We start from the raw sequence: 26,374 nt of genomic DNA, 5'->3' as shown, positions 1-26,374 counted from the left end.
TTTTTTACGTCCCAATTCTTGCATTTTGAGTGCACCCTCAGGACGAACGCGCACGCCTGCGCCCTTTCAAGGCACCAGATCCCAGAATGATCTCTGACACTACGTGCTCACGCCTGTAGGCCATCACATGGACCCCAGAGACCCCGGCGATGTCACGAATTTGCTGGATCAATTCGATACAGATCTTCTTGCCTTCTTCGGCAGGCTTTTCGGCCTTCTCCATTCGATCAATAACCTGATCAGGGATATGAATCCCGGGCACATTACTGCGCATCCAACGTGCAGCACGAGCCGAGGCAATGGGGCCAACACCAGCAATAATAAAAACTCTCTTGTCCAAACCGGCATCCCGCACCCGTGCCATGAACTTCTCAAACAACGGGATATCGTAGATATAATTGGTCTGAATGTACTCAGCACCAGCTTCGACCTTTTTGGCCAGACGATCCGGACGCCACTCATAGGGCGGTATGCAGGGGTTTTCTGCAGCCCCCAGGAACAACTGGGGTGGACGCGTAATTTTTCGGCCCGAGAGGAATTTTCCCTGATCGCGCATCGTTCGAATCGTTCGCAGCAATGTAAGGGAATCAAAGTCGAACACCGGCTTCGCCCCCGGCTGATCCCCAACGCCAACGCCGTCACCCGTTAAGCACAGGACATTGCTCACACCCAGCGCCGCGGCCCCCAGAACATCACCCTGAATGGCAATGCGGTTCCGGTCTCGGCAAGAAATCTGATACACTGGCGAATAGCCAGCGCGTGTCAACAACGCGCAAATCCCAATCGAAGACATATGGCAATTCGCGCCCGAAGCATCGGTTGCGTTGATTGCATCCGCGACCTCACCCAAAGGCTGAGCCGCTTGAAACACATCCTCAGGGTCGGCGCTATCTGGCGGATTCAATTCGGCCGTTACCGCAAAACGGCCCGAACGCAAAACCCTCTCTAACCGGCTGTGCGACACGTACCCTTCGGGAACGGGAACATAGCCGATCGGCTCGACTTCACCGTGATGGGCATCGTTCATTTCTTAAGATCCCGGTTCATTGCATTGGGGGGCTCGGTGGCCAAAGGTGCCGAGGAGGGCTCATTCTCGCGCGCTTCTGGAAAGGCTTCTGCTAGGGTTACACGCGCCGCATCACGCGCCTCGCGTTCTTGCGTGGCAATCTCACGGCTGACCCGCAACCAAGATGACGAGCCTTTCAACGTGTGCTCCACTGGCGGCAGAACTTCCTTTATCTTTTCGCTCCCGTGCCGCATGCGGCTGGCTCCGTCCCAAGCCAAAGCCCAGACGCATTTCATGTTAGGCTTCACTTCGCAATACTCGCCGGGGCGTACGCCGCCACAGGGGCCGTTACGCAATTGCTTTGGGCAGTTCATAGGGCAGGACATGCCGGTCGATGATAGCACGCACTGCCCGCACATCTTGCAGTCGAACAACAGGGTTTTGACACCCTTTTCGACCAGAGCAATGGGACGTTCAACGCGGTTGTACCCGATCTTTGCAAAAAGCGGATCCATCGCAACCATTCCACGTTCGACGCACTTGTAGACCCACTCGAACGAACGGGCGTGACGAATCGCGAACAGGCGCAATCGATACATGGGTCTGCCTCCTGTGCTGGGCTTAAATGCACCAGGCCCGGCTTTTCCGGGTCGCAGCACGTACTGAAAGCCGGAGGTCCAGTCTACACTCTGGATTTTTTTTAAATCAAGCAGTTGAGCATCCGCAGCATATGGGGCAGTAGATAATTTTGCGTGTCATAGGAGCCGCGTTTCGGGATTCAGGTAGTTTCGGAGGGGCGGGTTCGCAGAATTCAAACTGCCGCTTGAACAAATCGCGACGCAACGCTACGCAATCGCCTATGCACATCATCCGGGATTTCCAGTTTGTCGAGCCAGAAGATCGCGGCGCCAGCGTGGCGATCGGCAATTTTGATGGCGTCCATGTGGGGCATCAGTCAGTCATCGAACTGGCCCGCAAGGCAGCCCCTGACGCGCCTCTGGGTGTTATGACCTTCGAGCCGCATCCGCGTGAATATTTTGCACCGGACTCGCCACCATTCCGTCTGATGCGCGGCAACGCACGGGCGCACCGGCTGGAAAAACTGGGCGTGGAAAAACTTTATGAACTGCCGTTCAACGCAGCACTGGCTGGGCTGTCCCCGGAAGAATTTGCGCGCAACGTGATATGTGACGGGCTGGGCCTGTCTCATATTGTGGTGGGCGCTGATTTTTGCTTTGGAAAGGGCCGCAGCGGTACGGCTGACGACCTGGTCCGGTTTGGTAAAGAGATGGGATTTGGCGTAACCATTGCCCCCTTGATGGAGCGGTCTGCAAATGTGGTCTCGTCAACCGCCATCCGAACCGCCCTGACCGAAGGTCGCCCACGGGACGCCGCCGCAATGCTGGGTCATTGGCACAGGATTGAAGGCGAGGTGATCGGGGGCGAGCAGCGCGGGCGCGAACTGGGGTTTCCAACTGCGAATATGTCCATCGAAGGGCTGCACCTTCCCAAATTTGGTGTCTACGCCGTGTTGGTGGACGTGTTGGATGGCCCGCATCAGAGCAGCTATCAGGGTGCAGCTTCGATTGGAGTGCGGCCAATGTTCCAAGGTGAAGTGCCCAATATCGAAACTTTCCTTTTCGACTTTTCGGGTGACCTTTACGGGGCAACCCTGTCAGTGGGCCTGATCGATTTCCTGCGTCCTGAACTGACATTCGACGGATTGGACGGGCTGATTGCCCAGATGGATGCAGATTGCGAAAAAGCCCGTGGCATTCTGGCCGCCTTATGAGCACGGATCCGATCGAACGCACCGGCCTACCCGCCCGGTTCTGGGAACGCAAACCCCTGCGCAAGATGAACCAGCGCGAATGGGAAGCGTTATGTGACGGCTGCGGCAAGTGCTGCCTGAACAAGCTGGAAGACGAAGACTCGGGCGAGGTCGCACTGACATGTGTCGCCTGCCGACTGCTGGACGATGAAAGCTGCCGCTGTACGCAATACGATATCCGGCACCAGTTTGTGCCTGAATGCATTGTCATGACACCCGACAACATAGATGAACACGCCTATTGGTTGCCGCAAACCTGTGCCTATCGACTGCTTTGGGAGGGTAAGCCTCTTTACGATTGGCATCCTCTGATATCAGGTACGCCTGACAGCGTTCATGCGGCGGGCGTCTCGGTTCAGGGGCGCACGGTGTCTGAGTTCGAAACCCCCATGGAAGAGTGGGAAGACTACATTATCGAGGAGCCAAGCTGATGTATTTTGCCTCTGACAATTCCGGGCCGGTTCACCCTCAGGTCATGGCCAAACTGGCCGAGGCCAACCAAGGCTATCAGATGGCTTATGGTGCTGACGCGCTGATGAACGAGGTGCGAGACCGCATTCGCAGCATTTTCGAGGCTCCGGGGGCTGCCGTGTATCTTGTGGCAACCGGGACAGCGGCGAACTCTCTGGCTCTTGCGACACTGTCCAACCCATGGGAAACGGTATTTTGCTCTCCGGTTGCCCATATCCACGAGGATGAGTGCAACGCGCCTGAATTTTACAGCGGCGCCAAGCTGACCCTTGTGCCTGGCGGTGACAAGATGACGCCCGAAGCATTGCGCGGTTCGATCCTGGGTGAAGAAACACGAGGCGTGCATGGACCGCAACGCGGGCCAGTGTCGATCACTCAAGTTACCGAACGCGGATCGGTATACTCCTTGGAAGAATTGCAGGCGCTGTGCAGTGTCGCGAAGGAATACAACCTGCCTGTACATCTGGACGGTGCGCGCTTTACCAATGCGTTGGTTTCGCTGAATTGCTCGCCAGCTGAAATGACGTGGAAAGCAGGCGTGGATGCCGTCAGCTTTGGCGGCACCAAGAACGGGTTGATGGGCGTCGAAGCGGTGGTGTTTTTTGACGAGAGCAAAGCGTGGGAATTTGAACTCCGCCGCAAACGCGGGGCGCATCTGTTCTCGAAACACCGCTATCTGTCCGCACAGATGGCCGCGTATCTCGAAGATGACCTTTGGCTGAAACTGGCCCGGAAGGCCAACGCCAACTGTGCGCACTTGGCCGACGGATTGCGCGCCAAGGGGGCGACATTCCTGCATGAACCGCAGGCCAACATGGTTTTTGCTTCTTTCTCGCGTGCCAAGCACAAGCAACTGCATGACGCCGGTGCCGTCTATCACCTATGGGGGGATGAACTGGACGGCGCGGATGATGGTGAAAGCCTGGCATGCCGCTTAGTGTGCGACTGGTCTATTGGAACGTCCCAGATCGATCAGTTTCTCAACTTGCTATAGGGATCGGCTTCCAGAACACCTTCAGCAGAGCCGCTGTGTCTTGAGGGTGCGAAATGGGCAGCATGTGCCCCGCGCCCTGAACCACCGCATGGCGCGCATAGGGCAAGCGGTGAACCAAACCGGCGCAGATGGCGGGGATTACAGGATGGGTTTCTGATCCGCTTAGGATCAGGGTCGGCATAGCGGCACGTTCCAGCATCTCGGCCCTGAGTAACCCGGCTTGATCTTCATAAAGCACCGAATGCACGGCTGGAACTGCATGTATCCCACGCACCATATTAGCGCGCGTCCGTTCGGGCAAGTCAGGCCATTTCGGGCTGATGCCAGTGCTCCACATCCGGTTGAACAGTCGCGCGGCCAGAGCGTTTTCGCCCGCATTAAAGGCGCTGTTTATCGGCTCAATATCTTTCTCATGCTGATCGAACAAATCCGGCGCGTCCCGGTGTGCTATGGCAAAAAAGACGGGTTCAATCAGAATCAGACTGCGCACGCGCTCGGGATGTTCCAAGGCCAGTCTCAGTGCAATAATCGCCCCAAAGGAATGGCCAACGACGTCCATCTGCCCCGCCAGTTCAGCCGCAGCGTTATTGGTGACGTGATCAAAGAAGTCCCCCTGCCCGTCCCAATCCGGGCTACGCCCGTGTGACAACATATCCGGCGCGACCAGAGAGGCATTCCCGTCCATCGCCTTGGCCAATCCCGACCACACGCCGGAATGCGCAATGGTGCAATGGAGGGCGAGCGTTTTTCGCGCGCCCTCTCCCAACCGCCGAACGAAGACGGAATGCGCCGAGGCAGCCGAAGCTGTCATCCCTTCATCTCGGCTAGATGGTTGTCCAGATCATCCAGACTGTCCTGACCCCAGAACCGCTGACCGTCCGGTGTGATGTAAAATGGGGCACCAAAGGCCCCCTGGTCCACGGCCTCTTCCAGATTGGTGGCATATGTCTCTGCCCCAACCAGCAAACCGCTATTGGCGAGGTCAGGATCAAACCCGGAATTTGCCAGACACTCACGTATCACATCATCTTGTGACACGTCCTTTTCTTCGGCCCAGCAAGCGCGCAGGATCAGTTGGCACAGCTTGCCGACATCCCCCGAACCATCTTTGGCCGCAGCGATCACTGCATAAGAAGACGGGGCCATATTGGTGGGCCAATGCGCGGGTTTCAGGTTGAACTCCACGCCCAGACGTTTGGCTTGACGCAGCAAGTCCTGCGCGCGGTATTCGATGCGCGAGATATGGCGGTCTTTTGGTGCTGTGCCCCCGGTGCGCGCAAACAAGGCCATGATGTCCAGTGGTTTGTAGTTGATGGTCGCATTATGTTTCGCCGCAACCTCTTCCAGTCGGTTTCCGGCCAGATAGGTGTAGGGCGAAATTGTCGCAAAATAGTAGTCAATCTGGGTCATGTTCACTTTCTCCGCTGCGTTGCCTTTGCGGGACGTTAGACCCGTGCTAAGCGGTGTCAACATCACGAATCTGTCACATTGCCAAAGCTGCCCGGGGACCTCAGCCGATGCCGACACTCCACGAACCCAAGCTCATCGCTGGGAACGCCAATCTTCCGCTTGCCGAATCCATCGCTCGCCGCATGAGCTTGTATCGCGGCGTTGACCAGGGTCTGGTCGATGCGCGGGTCGAGCGTTTCAACGACGGCGAGATCTTTGTCGAAGTGTTCGAAAACGTCCGGGGCGAGGACATGTTCATCGTCCAGCCGACGTCGAACCCAGCGAATGATAACCTGATGGAACTGCTGATCATTGCCGATGCGTTGCGCCGCTCTTCCGCACAAAGGATCACAGCCGTGATCCCTTATTTCGGCTATGCCCGTCAGGATCGTCGCACCAAGGCCCGGACACCAATCAGCGCCAAGCTTGTTGCCAACATGCTGACAGGTGCTGGGATCGAACGCGTCCTGACAATGGACCTGCACGCAGCACAAATTCAGGGGTTCTTTGATATCCCGGTGGACAACCTCTATGCTTCGCCGATTTTTGCGCTGGATGTGAAGCATCAGTTCAAGAACAACATGGACGAGATCATGGTTGTTTCGCCAGACGTCGGCGGCGTGGCCCGCGCCCGCGAACTGGCCAAGCGGATCAATGCCCCGCTGTCGATCGTCGACAAGCGCCGCGAGAAAGCGGGTGAAGTGGCCGAAATGACGGTGATCGGTGACGTAAAAGACAAGATCTGTCTGATCGTGGACGACATGTGTGATACCGCTGGCACACTCTGCAAGGCGGCGCAGGTCCTGCTGGATAACGGCGCGAAAGAGGTTCACTCCTACATCACGCATGGTGTCATGAGTGGCCCCGCGGTTGAACGTGTCACCAATTCGGTGATGAAGTCGCTTGTTCTGACCGACACGATCCAACCCACCAAAGAGATTGCGCAGGCCAAAAACATTCGCATCGTGCCAACCGCGCCAATCTTTACTCAGGCAATCCTGAACATCTGGAACGGCACCAGCGTGTCTTCGCTATTCGAAGACAAGACACTTACGCCGATCTACGAATCCATGTACCAGATGGATTGAGTTCCCAGGGGCGGCCAAACAAGCCGCCCTTTTGCTTTTTGAAACACTGATCCGTTCTGCTTGCCCCTCGCTAGCATGAGCTTGGATCCGCGAAAGAGGAAAGTGACCTCCGATGTCCGCAAACAAACGTATTGTTCTGTCCAGTGACCACGCGGCGATCGATTTGCGCCAGGCTGTGGCGAAACACATCGCACAACAAGGCTGGGACGTAGTCGATATCGGCCCGAATACACCGGAAAGCACCCACTACCCCAAGCATGGCAAAGCCGCGGCCGAAGCTGTTGCATCCGGTGATTGCAGTTTGGGCATCATCCTCTGCGGCACCGGTCAGGGCATCATGATGGCCGCAAACAAAGTGCCAGGCATTCGCTGTGGCGTTTGTTCAGACGCCTTTTCGGCCCGAATGATCCGCCAGCACAACAACGCCAATATGCTGTCAATCGGCGCGCGCGTTGTCGGCGAAGGTCAGGCGCTGGACATCGTTGATGCGTTTCTGAGTGCCGAGTTCGAAGGCGGCCGCCACGCCACGCGGGTGGACATGATCGAAGCGCAGGGAAACTGACACCTGCGCTTCCTTAAAGCGCGATGTTCTGAACCCGGATCAGGAGATATTCCAGTCATCCGGGTGCGCGACCTCTCCTATCGCGGTCCAGCTTGCTCGGATGCGAGCGATACGAGTGTCGGACCATGTGCGAAACACCGCTTCGAACCCTTCGGTGGTGATGTTTTCAGCCTGCACCTCGGCCCGCAGCGCCGAAGACGTATCTACATCCCATAGCGATATACCGATCTGAACCACAGGCGGTTTGCGAAACGGTTCTTTGAACTGAATGGGCGTGCGACGTTCCCTGGGGCCCTGCCCTGTCCACATCTCACCGCCTTCGGCAAATTCCGAAAACAGCACATCTTCGCCCTGATCAATGCCAATGGGATGGGTAAGGAACTTTTTCATTCTGTCATCATTATTCTTGAATTCCCGAAAGTTATCCCGGCAATTCGGCAAAAGCACGACAAAAAAACGGCCCCGCAAAGCGAGGCCGTCCAAATTTTTCACGGACAAGCCGGTTATAGGCTCATATGTGTCCCAAGCGCTTCCATGTCGGCCAGCAGCTTGGCGGCATCGTCGACAATGGTCTGATCATCGCCACCCTTTGCTGCCTCGTGCGAGGCGCGAGCGTCTTCGATCAGCTCGTCCAGATGCGCGCGGGTTACTTCGGCCACCGGAATGGCCTTTTCGGCCAGAACCGAAAGGCTGTCGCCGTTGATCTGGGCAAACCCGCCGGTGACCAGGTATTCGCTGGACCCTTCAGGTGCCTCAACCTTCAGCAGACCGGGGCGCAACGTGGTGATGGTGGGGGCATGGTCGGGCATCGCCGTCATGTCCCCGTCCGCGCCGGGAATCTGGACCGCGGTGGCCGCGAGCGAAGCAAGGCTCCGCTCGGGGCTGACGAGGTCGAATTGCATCGTGTTTGCCATCAGGGATACTCCTTAGGCGGCTTCTGCTGCCATCTTCTCGGCTTTGGCGATCACTTCTTCGATACCGCCAACCATCAGGAAGGCTGCTTCGGGCAGGTGATCGTATTCGCCAGCGACAACCGCTTTGAACGACGCGATGGTCACATCAAGAGGAACCTGAACGCCGGGCGAACCGGTGAAGACTTCGGCCACGTCGAACGGCTGCGACAGGAAGCGTTCGATCTTACGGGCACGGGCCACGGTCAGTTTGTCCTCTTCCGACAGTTCGTCCATGCCGAGGATGGCGATGATGTCCTGCAGCGACTTGTAGCGCTGGAGGATCTGCTGAACGTCGGTCGCAACCTTGTAGTGCTCTTCACCAACGATAGCTGGGTCTAGCAGACGCGAGGTCGAGTCGAGCGGGTCAACCGCAGGGTAAATACCCTTTTCCGAGATCGCACGGTTAAGAACGGTGGTCGCGTCCAGGTGCGCAAACGAGGTTGCCGGCGCAGGGTCGGTAAGGTCGTCCGCAGGCACGTAGATCGCCTGCACCGAGGTGATCGAGCCCGACTTGGTCGAGGTGATGCGTTCCTGCAGGGCGCCCATGTCGGTGGCCAGTGTCGGCTGGTAGCCCACCGCCGAAGGAATACGGCCCAGCAGAGCCGAAACCTCGGAACCCGCCTGCGTAAAGCGGAAGATGTTGTCGACGAAGAACAGAACGTCGGTACCGGACTGGTCACGGAACTGCTCGGCCAGGGTCAGACCGGTCAGAGCAACACGCGCACGCGCACCCGGAGGTTCGTTCATCTGACCGTAAACCAGGGCCACTTGGCTTTCCGACAGGTTGTCCGGCTTGATAACGTTCGATTCGATCATCTCGTGGTACAGGTCGTTCCCTTCACGGGTCCGTTCACCAACACCCGCGAACACCGAGAAGCCCGAGTGCACTTTTGCGATGTTGTTGATCAGTTCCATGATCAGAACGGTTTTACCAACGCCGGCACCGCCGAACAGGCCGATCTTACCGCCTTTGGCGTAAGGGGCCAGCAGGTCAACAACCTTGATGCCGGTAACCAGAACTTCCGATTCAGTCGACTGTTCGTCGAAGGTCGGTGCAGGCTGGTGGATCGCGCGGGCCTCAGACGCTTCAACCGGGCCCTTCTCGTCGATCGGCTCGCCAACTACGTTCAGGATACGACCCAGGGTGGCGTTACCAACCGGCACCGAGATCGGCGCGCCTGTGTCGGTTACTTCCTCGCCACGGACCAGACCTTCGGTCGCGTCCATCGCGATGGTACGTACGGTGTTTTCACCCAGGTGCTGAGCAACTTCCAACACCAGGCGCTTGCCGTTGTTGGTGGTTTCCAGCGCGTTCAGAATTTCAGGCAGCGCGTCATCGAACTGCACGTCAACGACGGCCCCGATGATCTGTGTGACTTTGCCTTTTGCATTCGCCATGTTTCGTCTCCGGTTTTCTTACAGCGCTTCGGCGCCGGAAATAATTTCAATCAGCTCGTTGGTGATCACGGCCTGACGCGAGCGGTTGAACTGGATCGTCAGCTTGTCGATCATTTCACCCGCGTTACGTGTCGCGTTGTCCATCGCGGACATCCGTGCACCCTGTTCAGACGCTCCATTTTCGAGCAGAGCCGAGAAGATCGCGGTCGCAACCCCCTTGGGCAGCAGATCGGCCAAAATGGCCTCTTCGCTGGGCTCGTAATCGAAGATGGCACCGCTGTCGTCACCTGCCGCTTCGTCCTCGAACGAGGCGGGAATGACCTGCTGTGCCGTCGGGATCTGGGTCACAACGTTGACGAACTTCGAATAGAAGATCGTGGCAACGTCGAACTCACCCCCGTCGAAACGAGACAGGATGTCCTTTGCGATGTCTTGCGCGTTGGAATACCCCAGACGCTTGACCTCGCTCAGGTCCACATGTCCGACGAACAGATCGCCCAAATCACGCTTAAGCGCGTCGCGGCCTTTTTTGCCGACGGTCAGAACTTTGACCGTCTTGCCTTTGCCGCGCAGCTCTTCCGCTTTGGCGCGGGCAAGCTTGGCGATGTTCGCGTTGAAGCCGCCACACAGGCCGCGTTCAGCTGTCATCACAACCAGCAGATGGACATCATCACTGCCCGTACCACGGAGCAGCTTGGGGGCGCTGTCGCTGCCCCCGACCGAAGCCGCCAGCCCCGCCATCACGGCATTGAACCGTTCAGCATAGGGACGCGAGGCTTCGGCAGATTCCTGGGCGCGGCGCAGTTTTGCAGCCGCGACCATCTGCATGGCCTTGGTGATCTTGCGGGTCGATTTGACCGACTCGATCCTGTTTTTAAGGTCCTTCAGACTAGGCATCGGAACCTCCTATCAAGCGAAGGTTGCGGCGTATTCGTCGATCGCTGCCTTGATCTTGTCGGACGCGTCACCCTTGATCTTCGGATCTTCGTCGGTGAGCCACTTCAGCAGGTCCGCGTGTTTGCCACGCAAGTGCGCCAGCAGACCGGCTTCATAGCGGCCAACATCCGAGACTTCGATCTTGTCGAGGTAACCGTTGGTACCCGCGAAGATGACGCAGACGATTTCCGCGTTGGTCAGCGGCGAGTACTGCGGCTGTTTCATCAGCTCGGTCAGACGCGCACCACGGTTCAGCAGCTGCTGAGTTGCGGCGTCGAGGTCCGAACCAAACTGGGCAAAGGCCGCCATTTCACGGTACTGAGCCAGTTCCAGCTTAACCGGGCCAGCAACCGATTTCATCGCGTTGGTCTGGGCCGACGAGCCCACACGCGAAACCGACAGACCGGTGTTCACAGCGGGACGGATACCCTGATAGAACAGTTCGGTTTCCAGGAAGATCTGACCGTCGGTGATCGAGATCACGTTGGTCGGAATAAACGCCGAAACGTCACCACCCTGAGTTTCGATAACCGGCAGAGCGGTCAGCGAACCTGCGCCGAAATCTTCGTTCAGCTTCGCCGAACGTTCCAGCAGGCGCGAGTGGAGGTAGAAAACGTCACCCGGGTAAGCTTCACGTCCGGGCGGACGGCGCAGCAGCAGGGACATCTGACGATAGGACACAGCCTGCTTCGACAGGTCATCATAGATGATCAGCGCATGGCGGCCGTTATCGCGGAAGTATTCAGCCATCGCGGTCGCGGCGTAAGGTGCAAGGAACTGCATCGGCGCCGGGTCAGACGCGGTCGCGGCCACAACGATCGAGTATTCAATCGCGCCGGACTCTTCCAGTTTCTTCACCAGCTGCGCAACGGTCGAACGCTTTTGACCAACCGCGACGTAAACGCAGTACAGTTTCTTCGACTCGTCGTCGCCTGCTGCGTCGTTGTAAACCTTCTGGTTCAGGATGGTGTCCAAAGCCACAGCGGTTTTACCGGTCTGACGGTCACCAATGATCAGTTCCCGCTGGCCACGGCCAATCGGGATCATCGCGTCAACCGATTTCAGGCCGGTTGCCATCGGCTCGTGCACCGATTTACGCGGAATGATGCCGGGCGCTTTGACGTCGGCAACACCACGCTTGGAAGCATTGATCGGGCCTTTGCCGTCCAGCGGGTTGCCCAGACCGTCAACGACACGGCCCAGCAGCTCGTCACCAATCGGAACGTCCACGATCGAGTTGGTGCGCTTAACAGTGTCACCTTCTTTGATGTCACGGTCGGAACCGAAGATAACGACACCAACGTTGTCGCTTTCCAGGTTCAGGGCCATACCCATGATGCCACCGGGAAATTCGACCATCTCACCGGCTTGCACATTGTCCAGGCCGTATACACGGGCAATCCCGTCACCGACGCTCAGCACGCGGCCGATCTCGGCCACTTCGGCTTCCTGACCAAAATTCTTGATCTGGTCCTTCAGGATTGCAGAAATCTCTGCAGCTTGGATTCCCATTTATCCGACCTCTTTCATTGCATTCTGTAGGGAGTTCAGCTTCGAACGGATCGAACTGTCGATCATCTTCGAGCCCACTTTAACGACTAGACCGCCGATGAGGCTTTCATCCACGGTCGCATTGATAGTCACGGTCTTGCCCACGCGCTCGGACAGCGTCTTGGACAGTTTTTCCATTTGCGTCTTGGTCAGCGCTTTGGCCGAGGCAACATCTGCGGTCACTTCGCCACGCTCGTCTGCCAGCATGTCGCGCAGAACCTGCACCAGCTGCGGTACGACGAACAAACGACGCTTCTGCGCCATCAGACCCAACGTGTTGCGCAGAATCGCGTTCAGGCCCATCTTATCTGCAATCGCGGTGATCGCACCTTCCTGTTCGGCGCGGGAAACCAGCGGCGAGGCAATCAGGTCGCGCAACTCGGCACTGTCGCCCAGTGCTGCTGCCAGATCATTGATGCCGGTTTCCAGACCTGCGAGGTCTTTGTTCTCTTTTGCGATCTCGAAGATCGCGGTGGCATAGCGCTCGGCGATGCCTGTGGAAATCGAAGCTGGTTCGGACACGTCCACCCTTCCGATATTTTGGGCCCCGAATTCGCGTTGCGGCAGCTACCCCGGGGGCGTGAAGAAACCCCGTCCAGAAGGCCGGGGATCAAAATCACCGGGGATGTAGCAGAGGTGTTCCAACCAAGCAATACGCTATAGCGGTAACAGAATTATCCACAAAGTGTTGATTTTCATGCACTTAGCTCAAGTGCGACGGTTTGAACCCATAAGCTCAGTTGAAAAATGTTACGAATATGCAGGTTTTTGCGATTCCTGTGACTTTTTTCGCGCAATTTTATCGCTTCGGAATGCCAGCGATTGTCACGCAGGTTTCAACAAACCGTCCAGCGCCTTGATCGGTTTTTTAACCGCATCTTTAGTCACGCTGCCGCTGGGCGGGCGAATGTGTTTGCTGACCTCAACTATCAGCACCCCCCCAGCCATGACCGTCGGAATACGTTGCCCGGTTTTTTCAATCAGGCTGCCGGATTTCAGCCAGAAACGGCGAAACGAGGGCGGTCGATACAGAGCCGAACAATGCGCTTCGGGCAGAAAGTGATGCGCCTTGAGCTGGTTTTCCAACTGTGTGGCGGAATAGGGTCGCCCAAAGCCAAATGGTGTTTTGTCCGTCCGTGACCACAGACCGCCCCTGTTGGGAACAATGAATACAGCCCGCCCGCCGGGCCCCAGAACGCGCCAGCATTCATCCAACAGCTGGTTTGGCCTCTCTGACGTTTCCAGCCCATGCATCACAACAAGCTTGTCCACGTGACCGGTTTCAATCGGCCAAAACGTTTCTTCGGTCAGAACAGACACATTGGGCATTCCCGCAGGCCAGGGCATGACGCCCTGCGGGCCAGGCATCAGCCCGATGACGCGGCGCGCGTCTGCCAGGTACGGGCGCAACAACGGCACAGCAAAGCCGAATCCGGCCACTGTCTGCCCCTTGGCCTCGGGCCAAAGCTCTATCAAACGCCCGCGAATGGCCGCCTGCGCCGCACGCCCCAACGTGCTTCGGTAGTAAAAGTTCCTCAGATCCTGCACATCAAGATGCATTGCGGACATCCGGTCAATCGGCTTAGCTGGGCGCAGTCTAGCAATGAAAGGGCAAAAAGCCATGCCTCTTGAGATCGTTACAATCCCGTGCCTGAGCGACAATTACGCCTTTCTGGCCCACGACGCCACGAGCGGCCAGACCGCGCTGATCGACGCCCCCGAAGCTGCACCGATTCTGCAGGCGCTGGGTGATAAAGGATGGACGCTTTCACATGTGCTTTTGACCCATCACCACTGGGATCACGTCGACGGGCTGGCAGGCATTCTGGAAAAACACCCTGCACAGGTTGTCGGAGCCGCAGCGGATGCCCATCGCTTGCCGTCGCTGGATCTACAGGTGGTCGAGGGCGACAGCTTTGAAATCGGAGGGGAACCAGTTCAGGTTCTGGATGTATCCGGCCACACTGTGGGGCATGTCGCATACTACATGCCTCAAAGTGCTGCGGTATTCACCGCCGACAGTCTCATGGCGCTGGGCTGTGGTCGTCTTTTCGAGGGTACACCGGACCAGATGTGGGCATCTTTAAGTAAACTGGCCGCCCTGCCCGATGACACTTTGGTCTGCTCTGGACATGAATATACACAATCCAACGCTAAATTTGCCATTACCGTTGATCCGGACAACCCTGACCTGAAGGCGCGCATCGCGGATATTGAACGGGCGCGTGCCGCCGGAGAAGCCACTGTCCCGTCGATTCTGGCGCTGGAAAAGGCAACAAATCCGTTTCTGAGGGCTGCTGACCCGGTGATTCAAGCCCATTTAGGCATGGCAGGTGCCCGCCCCGAGGTCGTTTTTGCGGAAATCCGGGGTAGAAAAGACCGGTTCTGATGCCTATTTGACCCTCTTCACGGTCACGGTCACAACAAATGTGACTGTCAAGTGAAAGAAAACCCTTGAAGCCGGACGCCGATCAACCAAACTCTAATAGTATGAGGACATGGTTGGATTGGGGTTCCGGCCGCAAGCCCGCCCCCTTCTGACCCAAGACAGAGGAGCACCCGCGTGCCTTCATTCTCGAGCACACTGGAACAAGCCATCCACGCGGCCTTGGCGGCTGCGAATGAACGGCGTCATGAATTTGCAACGCTAGAGCATCTGCTGCTGGCGCTTCTGGAAGAACCCGATGCGGTGCGCGTCATGAAAGCGTGTAGCGTCGATCTGGACGAGCTGCGCAGCACCTTGGTTGAATTCATTGACGAGGATCTTTCGAATCTGGTCACGGATATCGACGGGTCAGAAGCTGTTCCAACGGCTGCGTTCCAGCGCGTAATTCAGCGCGCCGCGATTCATGTACAAAGCTCGGGCCGGACCGAAGTGACCGGCGCCAACGTACTGGTTGCCATTTTCGCAGAACGCGAAAGCAATGCCGCCTATTTCCTGCAAGAACAGGACATGACCCGTTACGACGCGGTCAATTTCATCGCCCATGGCGTGGCCAAGGATCCCGCTTTTGGCGAAAGCCGCTCAGTTTCGGGTGCGGATCAGGTGGAAGAAGACGCACAGACCACATCCGGCGAAACCGAACAAAAAGAAAGCGCGCTGGGGAAATACTGCGTCGATCTGAACGCGAAGTCGCGTGCTGGAGACGTCGATCCGCTCATCGGGCGCTCGGATGAGGTGGAACGCTGCATCCAGGTGCTGTGCCGCCGCCGCAAGAACAACCCGCTGCTGGTGGGTGATCCGGGCGTTGGCAAAACCGCCATCGCAGAAGGTCTGGCCCACAAAATCGTGGCCGGAGAAGCGCCTGATGTGCTAGCCAATACCACTATCTATTCGCTGGACATGGGCGCGCTGCTGGCCGGAACCCGCTATCGCGGTGACTTCGAAGAGCGCTTGAAAGCGGTTGTCACCGAGTTGGAGGATCATCCCGACGCCGTACTGTTTATTGACGAGATTCATACCGTGATCGGTGCCGGAGCTACTTCGGGCGGGGCGATGGATGCCTCGAACCTGCTGAAGCCCGCGCTTCAGGGCGGCAAACTGCGCACCATGGGTTCGACCACTTACAAGGAGTTTCGTCAGCATTTCGAAAAAGACCGCGCACTGAGCCGCCGGTTCCAGAAGATCGACGTGAATGAACCTTCGGTCGAGGACAGCGTCAAGATTTTGCGCGGCCTGAAACCCTATTTCGAAGAGCATCACGAGATCAAGTATACCGCCGACGCGATCAAAACCGCCGTCGAGCTTTCGGCACGTTATATCAACGATCGCAAGCTGCCCGACAAAGCCATCGACGTGATAGATGAGGCGGGCGCGGCGCAGCATCTGGTAGCCGAAAGCAAACGCCGCAAAACCATCGGGGTTAAAGAGATTGAGGCAGTTGTTGCCAAGATCGCCCGCATCCCACCCAAGAATGTCACCAAGGACGATGCCGAGGTTCTGAAGGACCTCGAAACCTCGCTCAAACGTGTAGTCTTTGGTCAGGATGATGCCATTGTGGCGCTGTCCAGTGCAATCAAGCTGGCCCGTGCGGGTCTGCGTGAGCCTGAAAAGCCCATCGGCAACTACCTGTTCGCGGGTCCAACAGGTGTGGGTAAAACCGAAGTTGCGAAACAACTGGCGGACACGCTGGGCGTAGAACTGCTGCGCTTCGACATGTCGGAATACATGGAGAAACACGCAGTCAGCCGCCTGATCGGTGCACCTCCGGGTTATGTTGGGTTTGATCAGGGCGGTCTGCTGACTGACGGTGTCGACCAGCATCCACATTGTGTTCTGCTGCTTGATGAGATCGAGAAAGCCCACCCTGATGTGTTCAACATCCTGTTGCAGGTTATGGACCACGGTGAGCTGACGGATCACAATGGACGCACGGTGAACTTCCGGAACGTGGTTCTGATCATGACCTCGAACGCGGGCGCACAGGAACAGGCCAAAGCGGCCATCGGTTTCGGACGCGACCGTCGCGAGGGCGAAGATACCGCCGCGATCGAGCGTACGTTTACACCGGAATTCCGTAACCGTCTGGATGCAGTGATCTCTTTCGCGCCGCTTCCGAAAGAGGTCATCTTGCAAGTGGTCGAGAAGTTCGTCCTACAGCTTGAAGCACAGCTGTTGGATCGCGGCGTGACCATCGATCTGACGCCCAAAGCCGCTGAATGGCTGGCTGACAAGGGCTATGACGATAAGATGGGTGCGCGTCCGCTTGGCCGCGTCATTCAGGAACACATCAAGAAGCCTCTGGCCGAAGAACTGCTGTTCGGTAAGCTGGCTAAGGGTGGTGTGGTTCGTGTCTCGGTCAAAAAGGGCGAACTGGATCTTGAGATTCTGGGCCCGGATCAGCGACGCATTCCGGGTGACAAACCTCCGTTGTTGACGGCGGATTGACCGGAAAACTGATCTTAATTTCGAAACCCGGCGACATAAATCGCCGGGTTTTTTCTGGTGTTTCAAAGCAACTTCGACGGAACCGGGGTTTTGCAGCGTGTAATCCTCTACGATCAAAATCAGAGGTGGATACATGAGCAAGACTTCAGTTGTGTGGGCCACTGCCTTTGCCGTTTCGGTAATCGCGGCCATTGCGACGGCTCAGCACAGGTTTCGCTACCACGATGAAACGAGCGCTGAGCCTCTCAGATTAGTGCCGGCCACTGTGGACCCCGGGGAAAACAGCGCATCGGTGAGGGAGACAGGTAGCAAGATCAAAGTGACGGGTAACGGAATTCCCGATCATCTGGTCGGACAGTTTCCGAACAGCGGCAACCCGCATCAGATCGAAACGCAGAAGGTCAGGCTCAGGCTTACAGCCCCCCCATGACCAAGGGCACGGTCACGCCTCTGCGCACGGGGTGGAACTTTGGCGTATCTCTTAACGGGATCGCGTTTGACCCGCTGGCGGCCGAGTTCTGGCATGGCGACCCAAACTCCGGATGGTCCTACAGTGCTTTGGGTGGCTCCATTTTCCTGGGACTGGATGCCAATTATGCCCATGTGCAGCCGAACGGAAAGTATCACTATCACGACGTACCAACCGGGCTGATCGAGCTTTTGGAATGGTCAGCTTCAGAGCATTCACCATAGGTCGGATACGCCGCTGATGGTTTTCCGATCTATGCGATGACCGGTGCAATCGATGGGAAAGTGACTGAAATGAAATCGTCCTTTCGCCTGAAGTCCGGAAACAGACCGGGTGGCCGCGAACCGAACGGGCGATATGACGGCACTTTCAACGAAGATTACGAATATGTTGAGGGCCAAGGACATTTGGACCAATGCAACGGAACCGTCACAGTTTCAGCCGAGTATCCAAACGGGACCTACGCCTATTTCCTGACCCAGGATTACCCCTTTGTGCCTCGGTGCTTCATGGGCACACCGGATCAAAGCTTTAAGTTTGGTAGAGGTTAGGCACATTGCACCTGTCAGGTGCTTGCGCGGAAAAGGTTCCGTTTTCTGTCTCTAGCGAAGGCGGGATTGACCGCTTCGCACCGGCACCGGGAATAGCACTGGCAAAGACTTTGGCTTCCTGCCCCAAGCCTCATAGTAAGCGGCAAGGATGCAAAAGGCATAACGTGGCGCGGTGCGGCCTTGGGTCAGGGCGGACAGGACCGCAATGCCCAAATCGCGGGCCTTGCGCAATCGTCCGGCCTTCGTGGGCACAAAATACTCAAAATCGATGAATCGCATCTGCCGCCCATCCCAGCACATATCCCGAAATGCCGGGCGTCCATGGGCGAAACCCATCGCGTGAAGCCGCGCAAGCGCTTGGCCAGCGGCCCGGCACGCCCTGAGTTTTTCTGCCATGGTGACGGACATATCTGCGCAAAGCCTGGTCAGGCTGGCCCCGGCGTCTTCGACGGCGATGTACTCTTTGCTCTCAGCCACAATTCTGGGGACAGGCGCGCCGAAGTTCCACAAAAACCGATGAGATGACCGGTCTCGATCAAACGCGTTTTCAGGCTTTCCCTTCACCAGCCAGAGATGGGGTGCGAAACGTTCGACACGCTTTAGCCAAAAACTGCGTCCCTGTGGGGTTTGGCACAGGGTCACACGCTGATAGGGCGCTCGCAAAGCGTGATCAATTGCAATGTGTACATCCGTTGCCTTGTCTCTCACAAACCGCTCCAATCAACCTATGGTTATGACATAGGTTGCATCGGCTGAATTTCATCTGGCAGACGATTAAAATCCGTTCATAAGAGTTTATTAAAGACAGTTGCCGACGAGATCACCGCTCGGTCAGTTTTAATTCGATCCGGCGGTTCTGCGCACGGGCTTCGGGCGTGTCAGCCGGATTGACAGGCTGGAACTCACCAAAACCGTTGGCGGCCAGACGGTTTGGCGGGATGCCCAGCGCATCAACCATGTAACGCACAACCGACAACGCACGGCCCTGGCTGAGTTCCCAGTTGTCGCGGTATCGGCCACTTCCGGCCAGCGGGACGTTGTCGGTGTGACCGTCAACGCGGATCACCCAGTTTAGACCGGTCGGAATCTCAGCGGCAACGCTACGCAGGATGTTGGCGACCTTGGCTACCTCCTGCCGCCCTTCAGCGGACAGCACGGCCGACCCTGTCGGGAACAGAACTTCGGACGAGAACACAAACCGGTCACCTTCGATCCGCACACCTTCCTGATCGCCAAGAACATCCCGCAAGCGGCCAAAGAACTCCGAGCGATAACGTTGCAGGTCTTCCGCTTGCGCCGCCAATTCCTCGTTCTGACCGGCCAACGCCTCGGCCTCGGCCTCAAGGCGCAGGCGTTCGGCTTCTTCCAACAGGCGGCGGCGGCGTTCTTCAGATGCGGCACGGGCCAGCGCCGCGTTCAGATCCTGCCCCAAAGTTTGAATCTGAATCTCTGCGGCCTCATTCCGCTCTTCAAAATCGTCGAGCAATGCCTGTAACGACCCCAACTGCCCGCGCAGGGCGGCGATTTGTTGGTTCAGCAATACCGCTTCGCGCTGCGCCTCGGCCGAGATTTCTTTCTCATCCGAAAGCGTCGATTCCGCCAAAGCCAGCAACGCCTGACGCTGTTCAGCCAGCGTTCGTTGTTCATCGGCATCTGCCTGTGCTTGCGTCTGTGCCTGCAAAGCGGCTTCAAGCTGGGCCCTTAACTCATCAGGATTCACGTCACCGAACCGGCTTTCCAGTTCGGCCTGCGCGGCTTGTGCGGCGGCCAGCAGGGTCAACGTGTCTTCGGCCTCTTGGCGTTGCGCTTCCAATGCCAACGTCATGGCGGTTAGTTCCGCATCGGCATCTTGCAGGCGATTGCGCAACGCCTCAGCGGCGGCGGCTTCGGCCAGGCGGGCGGCTTCTTCATCGCTCAGTTGCTGTTCAAGGGACGTGATTTGCGCGGCACGTTCCTCACCACTTTGCTCAAGATCGGCAACCAGTGCTTCCAGCGCCTCACGGCGGGCGGCCGCCAGCCGGGCGGCTTCGGTTTGCGCATCAATTTCTTCACGGCTTTGGGCCAGAGCGAGGTTCAGGGCCTCTTGCTCGGTCAGCAATTGCTCACGCTGCGTCTCCAGCGCCGCGATATCGCCCAGTGCCTGTTCCTGTTCGGCCAATAGGGCGGCAACCTGTGCTTCGAAATTTGTGATCCTCGTCTGCGCCTGATCCAAAGCCGCGGCCTGTCGGTCACGCTCGGTGGTCAGCGAGGCGATCAGAGATTGTGCCTGGGCCAGATCGTCTTCGGCCTGCGATAAGGTTGTGTTCAACGCCCCAAGTCGCGCCTGCAAGCGGCTGTTCTCACGCTCCTCCAGACCCAAAGCACCTGCAAGCGCCGCAACTTCATCCGCCAACGAGGTCAGTTCATCTTCTTGCCCCGAGATGGTTTCGCGCAATACGAACTGGATCACCATGAAGATGGTCAGGACAAAAGTCAGCACCATCAACAGACCCGTCATCGCATCCACGAATCCAGGCCAGACCGAGCCCTGGAACCGTTGACCGGTGCGGCGGGACAGCGCCATGGGTTACTCTCCTTCCGGCGTGGTGCGTACTGCGCCGCGCGGCAGAGTCAGTGCCTTGACCAGAAGTTCGATATCCTTACGGAATTCGTTCATGCTTTCCTGTCGACCCGCCGAAATCTCTTCGAGAATACGCAGCAACTGAACGTCCATTGAACGAAGCCGCATTCGGCTTTCCGCGTCGATACCCTCACCTGCGCCGTGTTCACGCATGTGATCCAGCAGCGCATCCTGCCCAAGCGCAACACGCTCCAAAGCCGAGGTGACACTTTCGCTATTGGCCTGACGATTGTTCATCTCACCGATCACATCGACCAGTTGACCTAGCTTAGCCGAAACCTCTGCCCGATCACTTTCCTGGGCTGAGAACAAATCCTGCAGGGCGTCCATCTGTTCGGACATGGCATCTAAGACTGGCGCGAGCACAGCGATCTCGGCTCCGCCTTCCTCACCGCCTGCAAAGCCAACGCGCGTAATCGAAGACAGCCATTCTTCGAGTTCACGATAAAACCTGTTCTGCCCGTGTCCGGCAAACACTTCGAGCAGACCGACGATCAGAGACCCGGCCAAGCCCAGCAAGGACGAACCAAACGCAACACCCATACCCTGCAACTGTGCCTCAAGCCCGGTCATCAGCCGGTTGAAGACGGCCAGACCTTCTTCGCCCTCCTGCGGGTTCAGGCTTCGGATGGTGTCAACGATGGCCGGAACGGTTGTCGCCAAACCAAAGAATGTGCCCAAAAGACCCAAATAGATCAGGACGTTGGTGATATAGCGGGTAATTTCTCGCTCTTCCTCGACCCGCTCCGCCACGGAATCCAGAATGGATCTGGTCGAGGTAGAACTGATCTGAGACCGGGCACCGCGCTCGCGCAATAGTGATGCCAAAGGGGCCAACAGCTGCGGTGTACGGGCGTCTTCTCGAACAACACCCCCCACAAAGGCTTCGATCCAGCGCACAGACCCAATCAGCTGTGTCACCTGATAGAAACACGCAAAAACGCCGATCAGGAATACCAGCAGGATAAAGCCATTCAGATACGGATTGGCGAAGAATACCGGCAGCACGTAGGGCAGCGCCAGAAACACACCCAGCCCGGACAGGCCGATTGCCATCAACATCAACAGGATTTGTCGTGTTGGATGCGAGAAATGGGGTCTCGCGCCCTGATGTGCCTGCGCCATGCGCGTGGTTCCCGGTCTTTGCCTGCTCTGCGATGAATCTAGCGAAATTCCGCGGGTTACGCCAAGAGTTTATGCGGTGATGCTGCGCACCCGTTGCGCCAACCACTCAAGATCGGAGTCGCGCAGACCGATCTCGGCCAAATGTTCGGCGGTATTGTACAGGTATTCGTCGTTGGGACCGCGCCCACCAATCGCGTTGGCGATGATCTGGGCCTGATCCTCTAATGGCATCCCACCGCAATACTGGACGTGGTCTGCATCGATCACATAGGTGACGGCATTGACGATGTCTCCGGTTTCCAGATGCACATCCAGCATCCGCTCGACATAGGCCGACGAAATCAGTTCGCGTTCGCGCAATTCGTGCAGGGTACGCTCTTCGTGGCCAGCCTCAACCGCCAGGGCCAAACCCGTGCAATTTGCGTTTGCCTGCTCGTCCAGCGCCAGCACCAGACCCGGTTTTTCCTCTGTCCCGCGGTGGTGGATCGAGCTCATGCAGAAGGATCGGGCAAACCCGTGCAACGTTGCGCGTTCGCTGCGCGCCACCGGAAAGCCCGGATTCCACAGCAGCGATCCATATCCGAATACCCACATCGTCATTGCACTGGTCCTTGCCTGTTTCGGCCTATAAACATCAAATCCGAGGCAGGAAAAAGGGCCAAAGCTCATGCGCCGTCTATTACGAGTGTTCATCTTTATAGCCGCTCTGTGGAGCATCTATTGGTTCATCGCCGGATTTGGGCTGCGCAATGCCATCACCGGCTGGTTCGACCAACAGCAGGAGCTGGGCTGGCAAGCGGAGTTCTCGGAGGTTGAGACAGCAGGCTACCCGACCCATCACATGACACGGCTGAACAATCCCGCCCTAGCGGATCCGGTAACGGGTACCGCATGGAGCGCGGACTGGATTGAGTTCGAAAGCCCTGCGATCTGGCCCGGACGTCAGATCCTGCGCTTTGCCGACACTCCGCAGCGCCTGTCATATTTCGATCAGACCGCAACGATCGAAGCAGATGCGTTGCAAGCGCAATTGCAGTTGCGGCCGGGCGTAGCGTTGGTTCTGGAAAAAATGGCACTGACCGCAGGCCCATGGTCCATTACCGAGAACGCGCAGGCTTTGGCCGCGGGTGGAACCCTGGAACTGCTGATGGAGCAAACCGCCACACCCGAAGCCTATTACATGGCTGTGCGCGTGGATGGATTTGCCCCTGGCGATGAGCTGCGTGATCTGATGAAGTCCGCCACCTCGCTGCCGCAAGCTTTTGAAACACTTGAACTGGACATGGTCGCGACCTTCAGCAAACCCTGGGACCGGTCCGCGCTGGAACAGGGTCGACCTCAGCCGGTCAGGATCGACCTTAAGCTCGCCGAGGCCAAGTGGGGTGGGCTCAGGTTATTCGCCACCGGCGCATTGGATGTGGATGAGCAAGGAATTCCAACAGGAGAGATAGCGGTCAAGGCAGAAAACTGGCGGGACATGATCGCCATGGCAAATGCGGCGGGTGCCCTACCCGATCAGGCCGTAGATCCGGTTACGCGCGCGCTCAACTTTATGGCTGGGTTGGGGGGGAACCCTAATGCACTGGACTTGCAGCTGAATTTCCGCGACGGATTTGTAGCACTTGGACCATTGCCCTTGGGGCCTGCCCCTCGCCTGATCTTGCGCTAGCGGCAGTAAGTGCCACTGCGATAGCGGGCTGTGTCCAGATGGAAATGATCCTTGTGATAGCGGTCTGAATTCGGCCCCAGAACGGTGCCAAACGGGCCGCACGCGCCGCGCCAGATCTTCTTGAGTTGCTTTTGCGAGGGGTTCTTGCGCCAGCCTTTCAGTACTGTCACCACCTCGCCATCGGCCATCGTGAACCCCGAGATGTCAATTGCCCGACCCTTGCCATGCTCGGAAATCCGAGCACCCTTGCGGTTGTTGCGGGTTCGGCACGCGTAATGGGCAGCCACTTGTAGCTCAACCACAGGGCCACGGCGTTTGAAAGTGGGTTTGACTGTTTTATCCACCCATTTGTTCAGTGCGATCGCTGTGCCACAGTCCATGGTCGAAGGACGGCTGAGCGCCACACCTGAAACCGATGTGATCTGCACTGCGTCTTTGACGCCGCAAGCTGAATTCTTGCTTCCGACCCGACCCACTGGCCTGCCCTGAATGGCAATATCACCGCAGACCGAGCTTTTGCGCAGCTTGCGCTTCTTGAACAGCACCTCTTGTTCCAGCCATTCGGGGCGCATCAAGGGTCTAAGCGGCACCTCCGACGGACGCACCGCCGCAGCTGTAACCTGTGGCGAAACCGGGCGTGATACAGGTCGCAATGTTGGTTGAGCACCGTCGGTTTTCGCGACCTGACCCGACGCCGGACGCGTCAAAGGCACCAAGGACCGATCCAGAGGCGCAGCCTGCGATGCCATGGCCGTTAAGGCCAGGACTCCGATCAGAACATGCACCCAGGTTAGCTTCATGTAGTTGACTTCCCGCGTCCAAAATCCGGAGCATCCGTATCCTGCCCCGCATCGATAATGCCGCGACGAATAGCACGCGTCCGGGTAAAGTAGTCAAACAAATGTTCTCCGTCACCGGTTCGGATGGCGCGTTGCAGGGCAAACAGCTCTTCGGTGAAGCGGCCCAGAATTTCCAGCGTGGCATCCTTGTTGGACAGGAAAACATCCCGCCACATGGTCGGGTCGGATGCTGCGATGCGGGTGAAGTCCCGGAAACCGGCGGCCGAATATTTTATGACCTCACTGTCGGTTACGCGTCGCAGATCGTCTGCCACGCCAACCATTGTATAGGCAATCAGGTGCGGCGCATGAGAGGTCACGGCCAACACCAGATCATGGTGATCTGCATCCATCTCATCGACGTTTGACCCCATGCCTTCCCACAAAGCACGTAGGCGGGCAATCGCCTCGGGGTCCGAGTTCTCGACCGGGACCAACAGGCACCAGCGGTTGTCAAACAGTTCTGCAAAACCAGATTCCGGGCCGGAATGTTCGGTACCTGCCAACGGGTGTGCCGGGATAAAATGCACGGTTTCGGGGATGTGCGGCTGCACAGCGTCGATCACGTGGCGCTTGACCGAACCGACATCCGACACCGTCGCGCCGGATTTCAAAACGGGTGCAATGTCTTCTGCGACAGCCCCCATCGCCCCGACCGGGACACAGAGGACAACCAGATCGGCGCCCTCAACTGCCTCTTGCACGGTATCGCACACGCGGTCGCAAAGTCCGATCCTGCGCGCGGTGTCCCGCGTGGCCTCGGACCGGGCATAACCCGTGACTTCCCCGGCCAGCCCTGCCCGTTTGATCGCCCAGAACATGGACGAAGCAATCAGGCCCAGCCCGATAAGCGCAACACGGTCGTATATCTGGCTCATGCTGCGCCCTTCTTAAATGCAGTAATCGCCGCAACGACACGGCGGCAGGCTTCTTCGTCGCCCACGGTAATCCGCAGGGCGTTTGGCAGGTTGTAGCCTGCAACACGACGGACAATCAAACCCTGCGATTTGAGGTAGTCGTCGCAGGCTTCTGCCTCGGCCCTGTCTGCAAAACGTGCAAGGATGAAGTTGGTACAGGACGGGTCCGAGGGCACATCGACCTTGTCCAACTCATCCGCCAGAAACACACGCAGACGCGCGTTTTCAGATTGGCAAAAGGACAGAAACTCGACATCGTTCACCGCAGCCTCAGCCGCAGCCAAGGCAGTCAGTGAAAGGTTGAACGGTTGGCGTACCCGGTTCAGCACGTCGATGATCGATTGATGCGCATAGCCCCAGCCAACCCGCATTCCACCCAGCCCGTACACTTTTGAAAAGGTACGGGTCATGATGACATTCTCATGGGCATCGACCAGCGACGCACCGCCGTCGAACCCGTCCACAAACTCGGCATAGGCCCCGTCCAGAACCATCAGGCAGGTGTCAGGCAGGCCCTGCGCCAGACGTTCCAACGCGTCGTCCGAGATCATTGTTGAGGTCGGGTTGCCCGGATTGGTGACAAACACGATCCGCGTTTGCCCCGTCACTGCAGACAGAATGGCATCCACATCCACCTTGCGGTCACGCTCGGCTACCATGACCGGCGTCGCGCCCGCCATGCGGGCGATGATTGGGTACATCGAGAATCCGTGCTCGGTGTAAATCACCTCATCCCCCGGGCCCGCATAAGCCTGAGCGATGAATTGCAGCACCTCGTCACTGCCGACACCGCAGATGATCCGCGCCGGGTCCAGCCCGTGGCGCGCACCGATTGCCGCGCGCAGGCTTGCGTGGTCTGTGCTGGGATAACGATGCAAAGTTGCCGCGCTGTCGCGCACCGCCTCAATGGCCTTGGGGCTTGGCCCGAACGGGTTTTCGTTCGAGCTCAGCTTGATCACGTGCTCCACACCGGCCACATGCGACTGGCCGCCCTGATACAGCGCGATGTCCATAATACCGGGTTGAGGGGTGATCTTGGTCATTGAGAGGCTCCGTT

At 57.8% G+C, this 26,374-nt stretch carries 27 protein-coding genes and 1 pseudogene; 10 read left to right on the top strand and 18 right to left on the bottom strand.

Annotated features, from left to right (window positions below; all coding sequences use genetic code 11):
* Window positions 1-37 precede the first annotated feature (37 nt).
* Together GOV91_RS14185 and GOV91_RS14180 are read right to left on the bottom strand one after the other, a co-directional pair.
* Window positions 38-1,027, bottom strand: coding sequence for a methylenetetrahydrofolate reductase (locus GOV91_RS14185; protein WP_171235991.1), 990 nt, complete (start codon window positions 1,025-1,027; stop codon window positions 38-40).
* Window positions 1,024-1,605 (bottom strand): methylenetetrahydrofolate reductase C-terminal domain-containing protein, encoded by a 582-nt coding sequence (locus tag GOV91_RS14180; RefSeq protein ID WP_171235990.1) that lies wholly within the window; start codon window positions 1,603-1,605, stop codon window positions 1,024-1,026. Before GOV91_RS14180 ends, GOV91_RS14185 begins: the two co-directional genes overlap by 4 nt.
* A gap of 260 nt (window positions 1,606-1,865) precedes the next feature.
* Here GOV91_RS14180 and GOV91_RS14175 point away from each other — a divergent pair, with 260 nt between their 5' ends.
* From GOV91_RS14175 to GOV91_RS14165, 3 genes are read left to right on the top strand one after another with little or no spacing between them, the layout of a single operon-like run.
* Window positions 1,866-2,798 carry a bifunctional riboflavin kinase/FAD synthetase gene (locus GOV91_RS14175; protein ID WP_171235989.1) on the top strand — a complete coding sequence of 311 codons (933 nt, stop codon included), beginning with the start codon at window positions 1,866-1,868 and terminating at the stop codon, window positions 2,796-2,798.
* Window positions 2,795-3,268, top strand: a complete 474-nt coding sequence (locus tag GOV91_RS14170; RefSeq protein ID WP_171235988.1) for a YcgN family cysteine cluster protein — start codon at window positions 2,795-2,797, stop codon at window positions 3,266-3,268. Before GOV91_RS14175 ends, GOV91_RS14170 begins: the two co-directional genes overlap by 4 nt.
* Window positions 3,268-4,302, top strand: coding sequence for a low specificity L-threonine aldolase (locus GOV91_RS14165; protein ID WP_171181371.1), 1,035 nt, complete (start codon window positions 3,268-3,270; stop codon window positions 4,300-4,302). The genes GOV91_RS14170 and GOV91_RS14165 overlap by 1 nt, the downstream gene beginning before the upstream one ends.
* Here the strand turns inward: GOV91_RS14165 and GOV91_RS14160 are convergent.
* Together GOV91_RS14160 and GOV91_RS14155 are read right to left on the bottom strand one after the other, a co-directional pair.
* Entirely contained in the window at window positions 4,289-5,113 is an 825-nt protein-coding gene (locus GOV91_RS14160; RefSeq protein ID WP_171235987.1) for an alpha/beta fold hydrolase, read from the bottom strand. The two genes, GOV91_RS14165 and GOV91_RS14160, sit on opposite strands and share 14 nt — an antisense overlap.
* A complete protein-coding gene (locus GOV91_RS14155; RefSeq protein WP_171235986.1) occupies window positions 5,110-5,712 on the bottom strand; it encodes a 2-hydroxychromene-2-carboxylate isomerase in 603 nt (200 codons plus the stop codon). The genes GOV91_RS14160 and GOV91_RS14155 overlap by 4 nt, the downstream gene beginning before the upstream one ends.
* Window positions 5,713-5,819: 107 nt before the next feature.
* Between GOV91_RS14155 and GOV91_RS14150 the strand changes: the two genes are divergently transcribed.
* Both GOV91_RS14150 and rpiB read left to right on the top strand, forming a co-directional pair.
* Window positions 5,820-6,839, top strand: coding sequence for a ribose-phosphate pyrophosphokinase (locus GOV91_RS14150; RefSeq protein ID WP_171181365.1), 1,020 nt, complete (start codon window positions 5,820-5,822; stop codon window positions 6,837-6,839).
* A 112-nt stretch (window positions 6,840-6,951) separates the two neighbouring features.
* A complete protein-coding gene (gene rpiB / locus GOV91_RS14145; RefSeq protein ID WP_171235985.1) occupies window positions 6,952-7,401 on the top strand; it encodes a ribose 5-phosphate isomerase B in 450 nt (149 codons plus the stop codon).
* A gap of 39 nt (window positions 7,402-7,440) precedes the next feature.
* Here the strand turns inward: rpiB and GOV91_RS14140 are convergent, their stop codons facing one another.
* From GOV91_RS14140 to GOV91_RS14110, 7 genes are all read right to left on the bottom strand, one after another.
* A complete protein-coding gene (locus tag GOV91_RS14140; RefSeq protein ID WP_171235984.1) occupies window positions 7,441-7,791 on the bottom strand; it encodes an H-type lectin domain-containing protein in 351 nt (116 codons plus the stop codon).
* Between the two features lie 113 nt (window positions 7,792-7,904).
* Window positions 7,905-8,315 (bottom strand): F0F1 ATP synthase subunit epsilon, encoded by a 411-nt coding sequence (locus GOV91_RS14135; protein WP_171181359.1) that lies wholly within the window; start codon window positions 8,313-8,315, stop codon window positions 7,905-7,907.
* Window positions 8,316-8,327: 12 nt separating this feature from the next.
* On the bottom strand, window positions 8,328-9,752 hold the full coding sequence (gene atpD, locus GOV91_RS14130; protein ID WP_171181356.1) for a F0F1 ATP synthase subunit beta: 1,425 nt from the start codon (window positions 9,750-9,752) through the stop codon (window positions 8,328-8,330).
* Window positions 9,753-9,770: 18 nt separating this feature from the next.
* Window positions 9,771-10,649, bottom strand: coding sequence for a F0F1 ATP synthase subunit gamma (locus tag GOV91_RS14125; protein ID WP_171181354.1), 879 nt, complete (start codon window positions 10,647-10,649; stop codon window positions 9,771-9,773).
* 12 nt (window positions 10,650-10,661) lie between these two features.
* Window positions 10,662-12,200 carry a F0F1 ATP synthase subunit alpha gene (atpA, locus tag GOV91_RS14120; RefSeq protein WP_171235983.1) on the bottom strand — a complete coding sequence of 513 codons (1,539 nt, stop codon included), beginning with the start codon at window positions 12,198-12,200 and terminating at the stop codon, window positions 10,662-10,664.
* A complete protein-coding gene (locus GOV91_RS14115; RefSeq protein WP_171235982.1) occupies window positions 12,201-12,761 on the bottom strand; it encodes a F0F1 ATP synthase subunit delta in 561 nt (186 codons plus the stop codon).
* A 303-nt stretch (window positions 12,762-13,064) separates the two neighbouring features.
* Complete coding sequence (locus GOV91_RS14110) at window positions 13,065-13,799, bottom strand: class I SAM-dependent methyltransferase (RefSeq protein WP_171235981.1); 735 nt, start codon at window positions 13,797-13,799, stop codon at window positions 13,065-13,067.
* 43 nt (window positions 13,800-13,842) lie between these two features.
* Here GOV91_RS14110 and gloB point away from each other — a divergent pair, with 43 nt between their 5' ends.
* From gloB to GOV91_RS22735, 4 genes and pseudogenes are all read left to right on the top strand, one after another.
* Window positions 13,843-14,628 carry a hydroxyacylglutathione hydrolase gene (gene gloB / locus GOV91_RS14105; protein ID WP_254440680.1) on the top strand — a complete coding sequence of 262 codons (786 nt, stop codon included), beginning with the start codon at window positions 13,843-13,845 and terminating at the stop codon, window positions 14,626-14,628.
* 174 nt (window positions 14,629-14,802) lie between these two features.
* Window positions 14,803-17,127 carry an ATP-dependent Clp protease ATP-binding subunit ClpA gene (gene clpA, locus GOV91_RS14100; protein ID WP_171181346.1) on the top strand — a complete coding sequence of 775 codons (2,325 nt, stop codon included), beginning with the start codon at window positions 14,803-14,805 and terminating at the stop codon, window positions 17,125-17,127.
* A 133-nt stretch (window positions 17,128-17,260) separates the two neighbouring features.
* On the top strand, window positions 17,261-17,557 hold the full coding sequence (locus tag GOV91_RS14095; RefSeq protein WP_171181344.1) for a hypothetical protein: 297 nt from the start codon (window positions 17,261-17,263) through the stop codon (window positions 17,555-17,557).
* Window positions 17,554-18,147, top strand: a pseudogene (locus tag GOV91_RS22735) (YHYH protein). The gene GOV91_RS14095 and the pseudogene GOV91_RS22735 overlap by 4 nt, the downstream one beginning before the upstream one ends.
* A gap of 51 nt (window positions 18,148-18,198) precedes the next feature.
* On the opposite strand, the gene GOV91_RS14080 reads toward GOV91_RS22735, so the two are convergent.
* From GOV91_RS14080 to GOV91_RS14065, 4 genes are all read right to left on the bottom strand, one after another.
* Window positions 18,199-18,855, bottom strand: a complete 657-nt coding sequence (locus GOV91_RS14080; RefSeq protein ID WP_171235977.1) for a hypothetical protein — start codon at window positions 18,853-18,855, stop codon at window positions 18,199-18,201.
* A 112-nt stretch (window positions 18,856-18,967) separates the two neighbouring features.
* Entirely contained in the window at window positions 18,968-20,710 is a 1,743-nt protein-coding gene (locus GOV91_RS14075; RefSeq protein WP_171181337.1) for a peptidoglycan -binding protein, read from the bottom strand.
* Between the two features lie 3 nt (window positions 20,711-20,713).
* The gene (locus GOV91_RS14070) at window positions 20,714-21,892 is read right to left on the bottom strand and encodes a biopolymer transporter ExbB (RefSeq protein ID WP_171181335.1); all 1,179 of its coding nucleotides are present in this window, start codon (window positions 21,890-21,892) and stop codon (window positions 20,714-20,716) included.
* A 69-nt stretch (window positions 21,893-21,961) separates the two neighbouring features.
* A complete protein-coding gene (locus GOV91_RS14065; protein ID WP_171235976.1) occupies window positions 21,962-22,492 on the bottom strand; it encodes a gamma-glutamylcyclotransferase in 531 nt (176 codons plus the stop codon).
* Window positions 22,493-22,559: 67 nt separating this feature from the next.
* Between GOV91_RS14065 and GOV91_RS14060 the strand changes: the two genes are divergently transcribed.
* On the top strand, window positions 22,560-23,561 hold the full coding sequence (locus tag GOV91_RS14060) for a DUF2125 domain-containing protein (protein ID WP_171235975.1): 1,002 nt from the start codon (window positions 22,560-22,562) through the stop codon (window positions 23,559-23,561).
* On the opposite strand, the gene GOV91_RS14055 is transcribed toward GOV91_RS14060, so the two are convergent.
* Genes GOV91_RS14055 through hisC form a run of 3 tightly spaced genes read right to left on the bottom strand, consistent with a single transcriptional unit; the run spans window position 23,558 to window position 26,360 of the window.
* Window positions 23,558-24,361, bottom strand: coding sequence for an extensin family protein (locus tag GOV91_RS14055; RefSeq protein WP_171235974.1), 804 nt, complete (start codon window positions 24,359-24,361; stop codon window positions 23,558-23,560). The genes GOV91_RS14060 and GOV91_RS14055 overlap by 4 nt on opposite strands.
* Window positions 24,358-25,278, bottom strand: a complete 921-nt coding sequence (locus GOV91_RS14050) for a prephenate/arogenate dehydrogenase family protein (RefSeq protein WP_171235973.1) — start codon at window positions 25,276-25,278, stop codon at window positions 24,358-24,360. Before GOV91_RS14050 ends, GOV91_RS14055 begins: the two co-directional genes overlap by 4 nt.
* Window positions 25,275-26,360, bottom strand: coding sequence for a histidinol-phosphate transaminase (hisC, locus tag GOV91_RS14045; RefSeq protein WP_171235972.1), 1,086 nt, complete (start codon window positions 26,358-26,360; stop codon window positions 25,275-25,277). Before hisC ends, GOV91_RS14050 begins: the two co-directional genes overlap by 4 nt.
* Window positions 26,361-26,374 lie beyond the last annotated feature (14 nt).

The sequence above is a fragment of the Ruegeria sp. HKCCA6837 genome (assembly GCF_013034475.1).
GTDB lineage: Bacteria > Pseudomonadota > Alphaproteobacteria > Rhodobacterales > Rhodobacteraceae > Ruegeria.
This window is presented reverse-complemented; position numbering and strand designations above follow the sequence as displayed.